Origin of the sequence: Pseudomonas migulae NBRC 103157 (genome assembly GCF_002091715.1) — a bacterium.
Lineage (GTDB): Bacteria > Pseudomonadota > Gammaproteobacteria > Pseudomonadales > Pseudomonadaceae > Aquipseudomonas > Aquipseudomonas migulae_A.
In genome coordinates, this window is the sequence record NZ_BDAG01000073.1 from 1 (window position 1) to 12,861 (window position 12,861).

At 58.0% G+C, this 12,861-nt stretch carries 10 protein-coding genes; 5 read left to right on the forward strand and 5 right to left on the reverse strand.

Going from position 1 to position 12,861, the window contains the following annotated elements:
* The first annotated feature begins 56 nt into the window (after window positions 1-56).
* The 4 genes from PMI01S_RS30015 to PMI01S_RS30030 all read left to right on the forward strand — a co-directional run bounded on the left by PMI01S_RS30015 (window position 57) and on the right by PMI01S_RS30030 (window position 4,569).
* Window positions 57-1,211: a MalY/PatB family protein gene (locus PMI01S_RS30015; protein WP_084323798.1), complete on the forward strand. Its 1,155-nt coding sequence runs from the start codon at window positions 57-59 to the stop codon at window positions 1,209-1,211.
* A gap of 227 nt (window positions 1,212-1,438) precedes the next feature.
* Window positions 1,439-2,296: an SDR family oxidoreductase gene (locus PMI01S_RS30020; RefSeq protein WP_084323799.1), complete on the forward strand. Its 858-nt coding sequence runs from the start codon at window positions 1,439-1,441 to the stop codon at window positions 2,294-2,296.
* 28 nt (window positions 2,297-2,324) lie between these two features.
* Complete coding sequence (locus PMI01S_RS30025) at window positions 2,325-3,668, forward strand: cation:proton antiporter (RefSeq protein WP_084323800.1); 1,344 nt, start codon at window positions 2,325-2,327, stop codon at window positions 3,666-3,668.
* A 424-nt stretch (window positions 3,669-4,092) separates the two neighbouring features.
* Window positions 4,093-4,569, forward strand: coding sequence for a PA2171 family ribosome-binding persister protein (locus tag PMI01S_RS30030; RefSeq protein WP_084323801.1), 477 nt, complete (start codon window positions 4,093-4,095; stop codon window positions 4,567-4,569).
* Between the two features lie 155 nt (window positions 4,570-4,724).
* On the opposite strand, the gene PMI01S_RS30035 is transcribed toward PMI01S_RS30030, so the two are convergent.
* From PMI01S_RS30035 to PMI01S_RS30055, 5 genes are all read right to left on the reverse strand, one after another.
* Entirely contained in the window at window positions 4,725-5,261 is a 537-nt protein-coding gene (locus PMI01S_RS30035) for a hypothetical protein (protein WP_084323802.1), read from the reverse strand.
* Window positions 5,262-5,355: 94 nt separating this feature from the next.
* Entirely contained in the window at window positions 5,356-7,275 is a 1,920-nt protein-coding gene (locus PMI01S_RS30040) for a hybrid sensor histidine kinase/response regulator (RefSeq protein ID WP_084323803.1), read from the reverse strand.
* Window positions 7,276-7,362: 87 nt separating this feature from the next.
* Window positions 7,363-8,271 (reverse strand): zeta toxin family protein, encoded by a 909-nt coding sequence (locus PMI01S_RS30045; RefSeq protein ID WP_084323804.1) that lies wholly within the window; start codon window positions 8,269-8,271, stop codon window positions 7,363-7,365.
* 128 nt (window positions 8,272-8,399) lie between these two features.
* On the reverse strand, window positions 8,400-10,679 hold the full coding sequence (locus PMI01S_RS30050) for an ATP-dependent DNA helicase (protein WP_084323805.1): 2,280 nt from the start codon (window positions 10,677-10,679) through the stop codon (window positions 8,400-8,402).
* Window positions 10,676-12,328, reverse strand: coding sequence for a VRR-NUC domain-containing protein (locus tag PMI01S_RS30055; RefSeq protein ID WP_084323806.1), 1,653 nt, complete (start codon window positions 12,326-12,328; stop codon window positions 10,676-10,678). The genes PMI01S_RS30050 and PMI01S_RS30055 overlap by 4 nt, the downstream gene beginning before the upstream one ends.
* A 221-nt stretch (window positions 12,329-12,549) precedes the next feature.
* Here PMI01S_RS30055 and PMI01S_RS30060 point away from each other — a divergent pair, with 221 nt between their 5' ends.
* On the forward strand, window positions 12,550-12,774 hold the full coding sequence (locus tag PMI01S_RS30060; protein ID WP_084323807.1) for a YgdI/YgdR family lipoprotein: 225 nt from the start codon (window positions 12,550-12,552) through the stop codon (window positions 12,772-12,774).
* Window positions 12,775-12,861: the final 87 nt, after the last annotated feature.

Here is a 12,861-nt window from a genome sequence, read left to right on the forward strand (position 1 = left end):
GAGGGCTTGGCGCTTATCATGTCTGCCGAATTAATCCCGGCCTTTATGAGATGAGCATGACTTTCGATTTTGATCAGGTGTTCGATCGCCACAACACCGGCAGTACCAAGTGGAGCCGCTACCCGGCCGAGGTATTGCCGATGTGGGTCGCCGACATGGATTTTGCCGCGCCGCCGGTGATCATCCAGGCCCTGCAAAAGCGTCTGGAACACCCGTTGCTCGGCTACAGCGTGGCTCAGGATGACTTGCGCCACGCCATCGTCACCGATCTGTGGAACAAGTACGCCTGGCGCGTTCAGCCGCAAGAGCTGATTTTCCTGCCGGGCGTGGAGTCGGGTTTCAACATGGCCCTGAACGCCCTGGTACAACCGCAACAGAACGTCGTGGTCCAGGTCCCCAACTACCCGCCGCTGCGGCATGCCCCTGGCCATTGGGGTCTGAACAAGGTTGAACTGAATTTCGACACGCAGGCAGACGGCACCTACGCCACACCACTCGATACCTTGCGCCAGTCGCTGGCCGGTGGCGGCGCGTTACTGCTGAGCAATCCGCACAACCCGTTGGGCAAGACGTTCCCACGGGACGAACTGCAAGCGGTAGCCGACATCTGCCGGGAGCAGGACGCCTGGATCATCTCCGACGAAATCCACGCCGAACTGTGCTTCGACGGGCGCAAGCACATTCCCACCGCATCGTTAAGCCCGGAAATCGCCCAGCGCACCATCACGCTGATGTCGGCGAGCAAGGCCTACAACATCGCCGGCCTGAAGACCTCGTTCATGATCATTCAGGACCGGGCCTTGCGTGAGCGCGTCAACCACGCCCGTTGCGGGATGGTCGACAGCGTCAACCCGCTGGGCATGGAAGCGACACGGGTTGCCTATACTGAAGCCGGGCCGTGGCTGACCGCGCTGGTGGGTTACCTGCAAGGCAACCGCGATTACCTGGTCGATGCGGTTCGCACCCGTCTACCGGGTGTCACCATGAACGTACCGCAGAGCACTTATCTGGCGTGGCTCGATTGCTCGGCGCTGGGCCTGGAGAATCCGCAGCAGTTCTTCCTTGAACAGGCGAAGGTCGGGCTTAGCCCAGGCCTGGATTTTGGCGATGATTGCAAACAGTTCGTCCGCCTGAATTTCGGCTGCCCGCGTGCGTTGCTCGAGGAAGGGATTGCGCGGATGGAGCGCAGCCTGATCAATCTCAAGGCCTGACCGAACTTCGTCAACGCCATCCCCTGTGGGAGCGGGCTTGCTCGCGAAAGCGGTGTGTCATCCAGTATTAATGTTGACTGACACACCGTTTTCGCGAGCAAACCCGCTCCCACAGGGAATCTATGCAGTTCGAGAGATTCCACAGCCCTCCGAAATCCAACCGAACTCAAGACAAAAGAGCGGGGTCCACCCTTTGACTCTTCTGCCTTGAGAACGGAGATTTCACGATGACTGACTATCCAAGACCCCCTTTCAAGAAACAGGGCCAACCCGTCCCCGGCTCCCAGAAGAAAATGGACCCGTACCCGGACTGTGGCGAGCAGAGTTACAAAGGCTCCGGCCGTCTGGACGGCAAGATCGCCCTGATCACCGGCGCCGACAGCGGGATCGGCCGCGCTGTCGCGATCGCGTTCGCCCGTGAAGGTGCGGACGTCGCCGTTGCCTACCTCAATGAACATGAAGACGCGCAGGAAACCGCGCGCTGGGTCGAACAGGCCGGGCGACAGTGCGTGTTGCTGCCCGGCGACATCGCGCAGAAAGCGCAATGCCAGACGCTGGTCGACAAAACCGTCGAACGCTTTGGCCGCATCGACATCCTGGTCAACAACGCCGCGTTCCAGATGACCCACGAACATTTCGAGGACATCCCGGACGAAGAATGGGTGATGACCTTTGACGTCAACATCACCGCCATTTTCCGGATCTGCCAGGCGGCGCTGAAGCACATGAAACCCGGCAGTTCGATCATCAACACCAGCTCGGTCAACTCGGACATGCCCAAGCCGACCCTCCTCCCCTACGCCACCACCAAAGGCGCGATCGCCAACTTCACCGCCGGCCTGGCGCAGATGCTGGGACCGAAAAACATCCGGGTCAACTGCGTGGCGCCAGGGCCCATCTGGACGCCGCTGATCGTCTCGACCATGCCCGATGAGGAAGTGCAGAACTTTGGCGGGCAAACACCGCTGGGACGGCCGGGACAACCCGTCGAAGTGGCGCCGATTTATGTGCTGCTGGCCTCGGACGAGGCCAGCTACATCACCGGTCAGCGCTACGGAATTACCGGCGGCAAGCCTATGCTTTGAATACGCATCCTTTGGGCGGGTACAGCGCATGAGCTTCATTCTCTGGGTAGCAGTGTTGGGTGCGGTGCTGCTCACTCTGGCGTTGACGTCCTCGTACCTGCGCTGGATGCCGGTGACGACATCGGCGGTGTGCCTGGTGTTGGGGATTGCAATCGGGCCCGCAGCACTGGGTCTGTTGAAACTGGACATGAACGACGCCTCGACCTGGATGGAGCATCTGACGGAAGTCGCGGTGCTCTTTTCGCTGTTCGTGTGTGGCCTGAAGTTGCGCTCGCCCTTCAAGGATAAAAACTGGCGCATCGCGGTCGGCCTGGCCGGACCGGTGATGGTGTTGACCATTGCCGGTGTCAGCCTGCTGTTGCACTACGGTTTCGAAATGTCCTGGGGCGTCGCCGTGTTGATCGGATCGATACTGGCACCCACCGACCCGGTACTCGCGGCGCTGGTACAAGTCAACGATGCCCGGGATGACGACAGTGTGCGCTACGGCCTCTCCGGTGAAGCCGGGCTCAACGACGGGATTGCCTTTCCGTTCGTGATCCTCGGGTTGCTGCTGTTGCAACACGACGGCAACCCCGGCTGGCTGGGCGACTGGGCGCTGCGCAGCCTGCTCTGGGCCGTGCCTGCCGGCTTGCTCACGGGGTATGCGATGGGGCGCGCCATTGGTCGCCTGACATTGGCGCTGCGGATCAAGAATGAAGACAGCACCCTTTCCCCCAACGACTACCTGGCCCTCGCGTTGATTGCCCTGGCGTACGTCGGCGCCGAAGCGGTTCATGGCTACGGCTTTTTGTCCGTGTTTGCAGCGGGCCTGGGCCTGCGCCATGAAGAGGTCAAATCCACCGGCGATGACGAACTGCCGGCCGAGCATCGGGTACAGCCGGTGGTCGGCCACCAGAACGTCGAACCGCACCAGGCCGTCCATGGCGATACCGAAGGTCTTGAAGACACGCAAGTCGCTGCCGGCATCATGATGGGCGACATGCTCGCGTTCGGCAGCCTGGTAGAACGTGCCATGGAAGTGTTTCTGGTGACGCTGCTCGGTGTCGTGCTGATTGGGCATTGGGATTGGCGAGCGCTGTTGATCGGCGGCGTGTTGTTTTGCCTGATTCGACCGCTGAGCGTCGTCGCCCTGCCCTGGCGCGGCTTGCTGGACGGTCGTCAGCGCCTGTTGATCGGCTGGTTCGGCATTCGCGGCATAGGCAGCCTGTATTACCTTTTCTATGCCCTTAACCATGGGCTCGCGCCTTCAACTGCGGCACTTTGCACCGACCTGACGTTGTCGGTGGTTGCGCTGAGCATCCTCGTCCATGGCATCAGCACGCAACCGATGCTGGCTTGGTATGAACAGCGAAAAAAGCAAAAGCCCTGATTTGATGGCTGGGAATGTCCGCCGGTATTTATCAACCTGAAATCAGCCATCACCCGATACGAATGTGGGAGCGTGCTTGCATGGCGAATGTGGCGTGTCAGTCGACATCTCTGATTCTGGAACACCGTTCGCGAGCAAGCCCGCTCCCACAAGGGATCGGGTCTAGTGCGCCAGAATCCTCGCTGGTGAATACAGGCATTGGTATTTTGGCGCTGCGAAAATGAAACCGCGAACTGCATGAGTCAAAATCCGGACTCATGCAGGCTGCATGACCGCAGTTCGCCATTAGCAAGTTCAACCTGTTGATTTTCAAGGCCGTTACCTCAGTAGCCAATCCGGCACGACAAATGCTCCTGGACTATGAGCGACCTTCGGCCTTGAGACCGTTCGCGCTCAACCCCGTGACTATTCGAGAGACTTGACCATGAACGCCATTGATCTGTTGCAAGCCGACCATGAACGTGTGAAGGGCATCCTGACCCAACTGAGCGAATCCACCGAGCGTGGTGTTAAAAAACGCACCGAGCTGCTGGCCAAGCTTGAAATGGAGATCACCCTCCATACCCGACTCGAAGAGGAAGTCCTGTACCCGGCATATAAGAAAGCGGGTGGCAAAGAACAGGACGTCATGTATTACGAAGCCAAGGAAGAACACCGCACCGTCGATTCTCTGGTGCTGCCTGACTTGAAAGTCACCGACCCGTCCTCCGTGGAATTCGCCGGGCGCGTGAAAGTGGTCAAGGAACTGCTGGAACACCACATCGAAGAGGAAGAAAAGGAAATGTTTCCTCAGGCCAAAAAGCTGCTGGGCAAAGCCACCCTTGAAGAATTGGGGGCGCAAATGGAAAGTCTTAAGGCCCAGTACAAGAAAGAAATGAGTGCGGCCAATCTGGCGGCCTGATCAAAGTGAGAGGCAATAAAAGGCCCGGCGTTTTCCGTAATGCTGTTCACTTAAGAAAATCTTCATAGGGCAAGAAATCCCCCCGCCACAAACTGACGTGCCCGGCTTGAGTGAACAGCCTTACGGAAAACGCCGGGCTTTCTTGTTTTTGCGGCTCACGCGCCGGGATTGGTTACCTGGATATAAAACGCATAACTGCCCAGCAACACCCAGAACGTGGCAAAAATCCAGGGTGTGCGCACTGAGAACAACAGTGACTTGCGGTAACCCTTGTGGGACGACTCCATCTCGCTGAACAACGGCGACTCATCGTAGGCGAGTCCCATCAAAGGTTCGCTGCGCAGTAACTCACTCTGTTTGAAGTGCCAGTGATCGATGATGTCGTAAGCCGCGCGAATGCCCGGCCAGGCGTTCAGGGAACTGAGCAGCCCTAACAGTGCCAGGAATGGCGGCACCACCAGGGTAAAGAGTTTGCCCCACTCGGGATTGAGGTTGGCCATGCACGATGCGAAGGCAATCACCAGAAACGATTGCGCCGCGAGGTAGGCGTCGGTGCGATTGGCCAGAATGCTGGTTTCGTACTGGATTTCCCGCCGGTAGAAATCCAGACGCTCCTTGGGCGAGCCGAACATCTTGGCATTGTGTTCGGTCAGGACTTCTTCGTCAGCGGCTTCAGTCAGTATTCTTGGCAAGGGAGTCACGCGCAGAATGGAAAACGTTTAGAAGAAACGCCTACTGACAAGTTCAGCTGGATTTACATCGCAAGGGGCCTGCCATGGACATGAGTCATTTCATCGTCGAGGCAATGATCTCCACCAGATTGAGTTGAGTAAAAGGCTTGGACAGGCGCGGGAGTCTGGTCGCAAAACCTTCCAGTCGCTCGGCATAACCCGTGGCGAGGATGATTGGCAGGTCTGGCTTGACGTTTCGAATCGCTTGCGCCAGTTGCGCGCCGTCCATTTGCGGCATGGCCATGTCGGTGATGACCAGATCAATGGCCTGTTCGCTGTCGAACACTGTCAGCGCTTCAGCGCCGGATACTGCACTGATCACTCGATGACCCAAATCTTCGAGCAACAGGCAGGTACTGGTCAGCACCAGGCTGTCGTCGTCCACCACCAGCACGCACAGGCGCGGCACCGGTGGCGCGGCCTCCTCCCGGGCAGGCTTGGTGGCCAGACCGTTAGTGGAGACGGGTATCCACAGTTCGGCCGTGGTTCCCTTGTCCTTTTGGCTTTTCAGAATGAATCGACCGCCCAATTGTTCGATGAAACCATGAACCATCGACAATCCCAGCCCCGTGCCTTTGCCCACCCCCTTGGTGGTGAAGAACGGGTCCATCGCCGAGGCAAGGGTGGCGTCATCCATGCCCTCTCCCGAATCACTGACGCTCAGGCAGACAAAACGACCTGACCTTGGCGCGAGCGAGGGGTGATCCCCAGCTTCTTCAGACTTGGCACTGATCAGGATTTTCCCGCCGTGGGGCATTGCATCGCGGGCGTTGGTCACCAGGTTCAGGACAGCCAGTTCGAGCTGGTTAACGTCTGCCACCACTGGCTCGATTTCTTGCGGGAAACGGGTTTCGAGCACCACGGAGGGCCCGAGGGAGCTGCGCAACAAACCGGTAATGCCCTCTACCAACTTCGGTATTTCGACAGGCTCGGTCTTCAGTTCCTGACGCCGGGCAAAGGCCAGCATGCGTTGGGTCAGCGAAACCCCGCGCAAGGCGCCCTGAGCGGCATTGTCCAGCAACCGGGTGATTTTCGGATCCTCGCCCACCCGCTTGCGGACGATTTCCAGATTGCCAAGGATCACTGTCAGCAGGTTATTGAAGTCGTGGGCGATGCCTCCGCTGAGTTGCCCGATGGCCTGCATCTTTTGCGCTTGAAAGAGCGCCTCGCGGGCTTGTTCGAGGGCCTGCTGGGTGTAGGTCGCTTCGGTGATGTCCCGGGTGATCTTGGCGAAACCGAGTAATGTGCCGGTGTCGCCCCAAATCGGGTCGACCACGACATGCGCCATGAACCGTGTGCCGTCCTTGCGCAGTCGCCAGCCCTTGTTTTCGAATCGCCCTTCACGAACCGCAATGTCCAGCGTGCGTTTCGGTTCGCCGGCTTCGCGGTCTTCCGGGGTGTAGAACATCGAAAAATGCTTGCCGATCACTTCTTCGGGCAGATACCCCTTGATGCGCTGGGCACCAGGGTTCCAGTTGGTCAGGCGACCATCGGCGTCGAGCATGTAGATGGCGTAGTCCGTGACGCTTTGCACCAATAGCCGGAACTGCTGCTCGCTTTGCTTGAGGACTTCTTCGGCCATCTTGCGGTCGGTCAGGTCCCGGGTGATCTTGGCAAAACCCAACAAGGTGCCCGTCGCATCGTAAATCGGGTCGATTACCACGTGGCACCAGAAATGTGTACCGTCCTTGCGAACCCGCCAGCCTTCGCCCTCGAAACGCCCCTCGCGGATCGCCGTGTCCAGCGCCCGCTGGGGCAGTCCTTTGAGGCGATCCTCTTCGGTGTAGAAACGCGAGAAATGCTGACCGAGAATCTCGGCTTCCTCATACCCTTTAAAACGCTTGGCGCCCGCATTCCAGCTGGTGATGATGCCTTCGGGATCAATCATGTAGATCGCATAGTCAATCACCGCGTCGATCAACAAGCGAAAGCGCCCGTCTTCGATGGTGCTGGCTTTGGTTCGATCTTCGCTCATTGAGCCCTCACATCATGATTATTTTGCTGGAGTATGCGGCAAACCGGGATTTTGCGAAGCCGGCAACACGACACTTGCCCCCGGGAACTATCGATACACGTACCTGACGAGGTAAGCGTACAAGTCGTTGTAGACAAATTGTGGGACATCCGCGGCATGGGTAGAGGCCTTGAGCAATGCCAAGTGGCATTCTTTAACGATTTCGTTGCGATCGCTCCTTGCGAAAACGAGGTTCTGAATAATCTTGGAGTAGATGCTGTAGGTGAAATTCATTCCGGTTGTCGTTGTGGTGACGGAACCATCGGTATTTTTTGTATAGGCGCTATGTGCACGAAGAATTCGTTCGTTCAACGCTCCGAATCCACGTTCATAGACAAACATTTGCGAGCCGCTGACCGCCTTTGCAGCCGTCTCGAAGGCCAGAATGATCGCTTGCGAAAGGCTTGTGCTGATATCCAGCTTCTCTGCTGTGAGAAATCTTTCCAAGGCCTGCACTTCAAGGCTCTTTAGCCCTCGTTTAATACTCGATACATGAGCGAATTCTTGAGTGCAGCCAACAATGTGAGTCTCGAACTGATACCCGGCAGCGGTCGCCGACGGCGGAAAGGCAGCGAAATCCAGGCTGTCGAAGGCGCTTTCCATGATGATGTTGTATTTGCTGTCGAACGCCTGGGCAAAGATTTTTGCGCAGACTTCCCGAACAAATTCCTCCGTGTGCTCGTAAGCATGTAAAACGCCTTTTTTGATTATCTGCGCGTACTGAGGGTGTTTTTTTCTGTACTCGGGCAGATACAGACGCACGTAGTTTTCATAGCGGCCAGTAGGCAGCAGGCTTTTTTCCAGCAAGTACGTTTTGCCTGAGGCCTCGACCCCTGCCACGATCAGCATTTTGGGTACGGCTTCGACGGTAATACCGCTGAAAATCGTCGCTATGATTTCATCGAATGCCTGCGTGACCTGGTCGGGGGTGTACTCATACTTCTGTGCTTCTGACATACCTTGATTTCCTTATCAAAGACGGGATTGAAAGTGATGACTTGCCCTATCAATAAAGCGCGCACTCACCGTTTATTCAAACGGCCTTGGCTTTCAAGATATGTCGATGTTTTTTAAGGTAAAAATTCCTACTCGACAGAGAGCGAATTCGACGGAGCAACCGACCACCAACGCGGCAGGAGTTGCTTGACCTTGCTGTCGCCAAACCGGTCATCGATCAACATCACCACCCCTTGATCCTGTTGCGTACGAATCACGCGCCCAGCCGCCTGCACCACTTTCTGCACCCCCGGAAACAGATAGGTGTAGTCATAACCAGCCCCGAAAATCGCTGCCATCCGATGTTTCAACTGTTCATTGACCGGATTGAGTTGCGCCAGTCCGAGGGTGGCGATAAATGCGCCGATCAACCGTGCACCGGGCAAGTCGATGCCCTCGCCAAACGCCCCGCCCAGCACCGCGAAGCCGATGCCCTGGCTGTGTGCAGTGAACTGATCGAGAAAGTCCTGACGCTGCCCTTCCCCCATGCCTCGGGATTGCGACCAGAGATTGATGTGAGGATGTGTCTCGGCCAGCAACTGTGCGACTTGTTGCAAGTAATCGAAGCTGCTGAAAAAAGCCAGGTAATTGCCGGGGCGTTGGCTGAATTGCCTGGCGATCAGTTCGACGATCGGCGCCAGGGAGGACTGTCGATGGACAAACCGCGTGGAAATCCGGCTGACGATATGGACCTTCAACTGGTCAGCGTGAAACGGCGATTCGACGTCGATCCAGACTGAGTTCGCCGGCGTTCCGAGTAAATCGGCGTAGTAATGGCGCGGACTCAACGTCGCGGAGAACAGCACGGTACTGCGTGCTGCCGTCAGGCGCGGGCGGATGAAACCGGCAGGCACCACGTTGCGCAGGCACAGTTGCGACAGGTTGCGCTTACGGTCGAGGTCGCGCTTGCTGATGTCGAACAGGAACTGCTCATCGAAGAGCTCGGCGACGCGGCAGAATTGCAGCATGTCGAAATAGAAAGTCTGTAAGGCGCTGTCCAGGCCCTGGGGATGATCGTTGAGGTAGTCGCCGATGCTCGCACTGCATGACGACAATGCCTGGAGCAGTTTCTCCGGAGGTTTGTCGTAGGCCTGGTAAGGCGCGAGTTGCAGGTTATGCAGGGCGTTCCACTCGCGATTGACCCGCTGCAGGGCTTTCTTCAAGGGCTCGGGAGCGGTTTTACGCACAGCGTTGAGCGTCGACTGGTCAAGGCTTGCGCTGTACATCTGCCGCCCACGCTCCACCAGGTTGTGGGCTTCGTCCACCAGTACCGCGACTTTCCAGTTGTTGGCCTGGGCCAGCCCGAACAGCAGCGCGCTGAAATCGAAATAGTAGTTGTAGTCAGCAACCACCACGTCGGCCCAACGGGCCATTTCCTGGCTCAGGTAGTAAGGACAGACATCGTGCTTCAGGGCGACCTCACGCAAGGCGTTCTGGTTCAACAGCGTCAGCTCGCTGGCGGCCTGGCGCGCTGCCGGCAACCGATCGTAGAAACCCTGTGCCAACGGGCAGGATTCGCCATGGCAGGCCTTGTCCGGGTGCTCGCAGGCCTTGTCCCTGGCGATCATTTCCAGGACCCGCAACGGTAGCGCAGCGGCGCTGTCGAGAATGACCTGCGCGGCATCGAGCGCCAATTTGCGCCCCGGGGTTTTCGCCGTGAGGAAAAACACCTTGTCCAACTGCTGCGGCGCCAAGGCCTTGAGCATCGGAAACAGCGTGCCGACGGTCTTGCCGATGCCGGTCGGCGCCTGGGCCATCAGGCAACGGCCAGTGCTCACGGCCTTGAACACGGACTCGGCCAGGTGCCGTTGCCCCGGGCGAAAATCGGCATGGGGAAACGCCAGTTGCTGCGCCGCAGCATTGCGTGCTTCGCGATGGGCCATTTCCTGTTCGGCCCAGCGCAGGAACAGTTGGCACTGATGCTCGAAGAACACCTTCAGTTCCTGAGCGCTGAACGCCTCGACCAGGCAGGTTTCCTTTTCGCTGACGATGTCGAAGTACACCAGCGCCAGGTTGATCTGCGCCAGGCCCAGTTTCTGGCACATCAACCAACCGTAGACCTTGGCCTGCGCCCAGTGCAGTTGACGATGGTTGGCCGGTTGCTTGCTCAGGTCGCCGCGGTAGGTTTTGACTTCTTCCAGGCAGTTTTGCACCGGGTCGTAGCCGTCCGCCCTGCCCTTGACCTTCAACGTTTGATACAGGCCTTCAAGCGCGACTTCATTCTGATATCCGTCGCTACGCCGGGACGCCACCGTCCGGTGGCCGACGATGCCTTCCAGCGCAGTCGGCGATGGCGTGAAGCGCAGGTCGAGGTCGCCGACCTTGGCGGTGAACTCACACAACGCCCGCACTGCGATGCTGTAGCTCAAGCGCCTTGCTCCGTCCATTGCACGTAGCAGACGGCAATGGGCATCTGGTGTTCATGACAGAACTCGAGCCAGCGCAACTGATTGTCTTGCAGGCGATCGCCAGGGCCTTTGACTTCGATCATGCGATAGGTTTTGTGCTGCGGCCAGAACTGGATCAGGTCAGGCATGCCGGCGCGGTTGGCCTTGATGTCCAGCAACAAACGATTGAACCAGTGTTTGAGGTGCTCGGCCGGCAGGCAATCGAGTGCCTGATCGAGCAGTTCTTCGTTTAACGCGCCCCAGAACACGAACGGCGATTGCACGCCCCATTTGGCGGCATACCGTTCCCGGATCGTCTGCAGGTAACGTCCGTCATCAAGTTCGGCGAGACAGGCCTGGAACAGATCGGCCCGCCGTGCGTGGAAGTCTTCGTTGAGCAGATCCACCGGCCCACGCTGGAACGGATGGAAAAAAGCCCCCGGCAAGGGCGCGAAGATCGCCGGCCAGCACAGCAACCCGAACAGCGAATTGATCAGGCTGTTTTCGACGTAATGCACCGGTGCCGAATCCTCCTCCAGATGTGCCTGTACGTAGAACTCCACCGATAACGAGGGGTCGATTCTGGGCAGTTGCAGGTCCAGGCGCAGCATTTCCCTTGGGGATGAACGCTTTGCTGGCGGCCCGCCGAGCTTGCGCCGCAATCTGGGCAATACACGCAGCAAGTGCTGTTGTTCGGCAGCGCTTTCTGGCGATTGGCCGGCAACCGTGGCCAGGTCCATGGCCAGTTGATACTCGCCGCAGCGTTCCAGCACACGAATCAACCGCGCTCTCGCTCCAGGCCAGGCACAGTCGCGATAAATGCTCAGCGCATTGGCGAAATCCGCCATGCGCTCGCAGTGCTGTCCGATCTGGAACAACAGCTTGCCGCGCCGTTTCTGCAACCAGGGATTGCTCAGGGTCAGCCCGGTGATCTGCTCGACAATGGGCGCCACCGCCTCGCCGGCCTCAAGCTGCTGCAGGCAATTGTGAAGAAACAGACAGGCATCCACGTCCTCACGACTGCGCAAGCCTCGGGATTCGGCGCAGAACTCGACTTTTTCGTAGGTAAAGATGCCGAGGTCGGCCAGCACGAACTCCGACCAGTCCTGATAAAGATTGCCGAAGAACATCAAGCGCAGACGATCACACAGGCCCATGATGGTCAGGCTGAACAACCGGTCCGCCAGTGGCGCGCACCATTGGCTAAAGCTGAGCGCTTCGGGAAACTGCTCGCTCAGGATCGGGAGCCACTCGGTCTTCTTGCCTTTGGGCTGATCAATGGCGGTGCCGAAGCATTCCACGATTTCCGCCTTGAGCAACACGTCGAATAACGTTTCAAGCGGCAGCGGCGCCTGCTCATCGATCCAGCCCAGTTCCAGCAACGGCTTGGCGGCACTGGCGATGTCGCCAATCTCGAGGTAGTGCAGTTTGCTCGCCCGGAAGTGAATGCCCTTGCGCATCACCATCCGCACCAGCAGCGCCCTGGACTCGCGGGGCAACCGGTTGAATTCACGGATGAAGGCTTGTTCCTCGACAGCCAGCACATCGGCATAGCGATGCTCAAGCCAATCAAGCACTTGCATGAAGTTGTTCAAGTAATAGAACGGATCGTCGAGCGGATTCTGGGTCACAGGAAAACAGGGCCATCGGGAGCGAGTACTGGTTATGCGTACAGATACCAGCAACGCCCTGTCCGGTGCAAACGGAAAAGGATAAGCGGCGGCGTGATCAGGATTATTTCGGCTGCCAGTCGAACTTTCCCGCGATCCATCGTACCAACCGCGTTAGAGGTACAGTGACGATTGAAGGATTCGAAGCAGTCGCGCTGTTTTTTGGAGGATGAGAGGTGGTTATGAAAATCAAGACTCTGGGTTTGCCCCTGGCAATGGCGGCCCTGCTGGCCCTCGCCGGTTGCTCGACGCCAACGGTGGTGACACTGCAGAACGGCACCCAGTATTTGACCAAGGACATGCCGAAAGCCAATAACAAGGAAGGTTTCTACGAGTTTGAAGATATTTCCGGGACGAAGGTGAAGGTCAAGGTTGATGAGGTGGCAACGGTTCGCAAGGAAGACTGAAAAACCGCGTTATCGTTCATCGCTAGCAAGCCCGCTCCCACAGGGATCATCGACGAGCACAGAATCTGTGTTCACTGAAGATCAAGT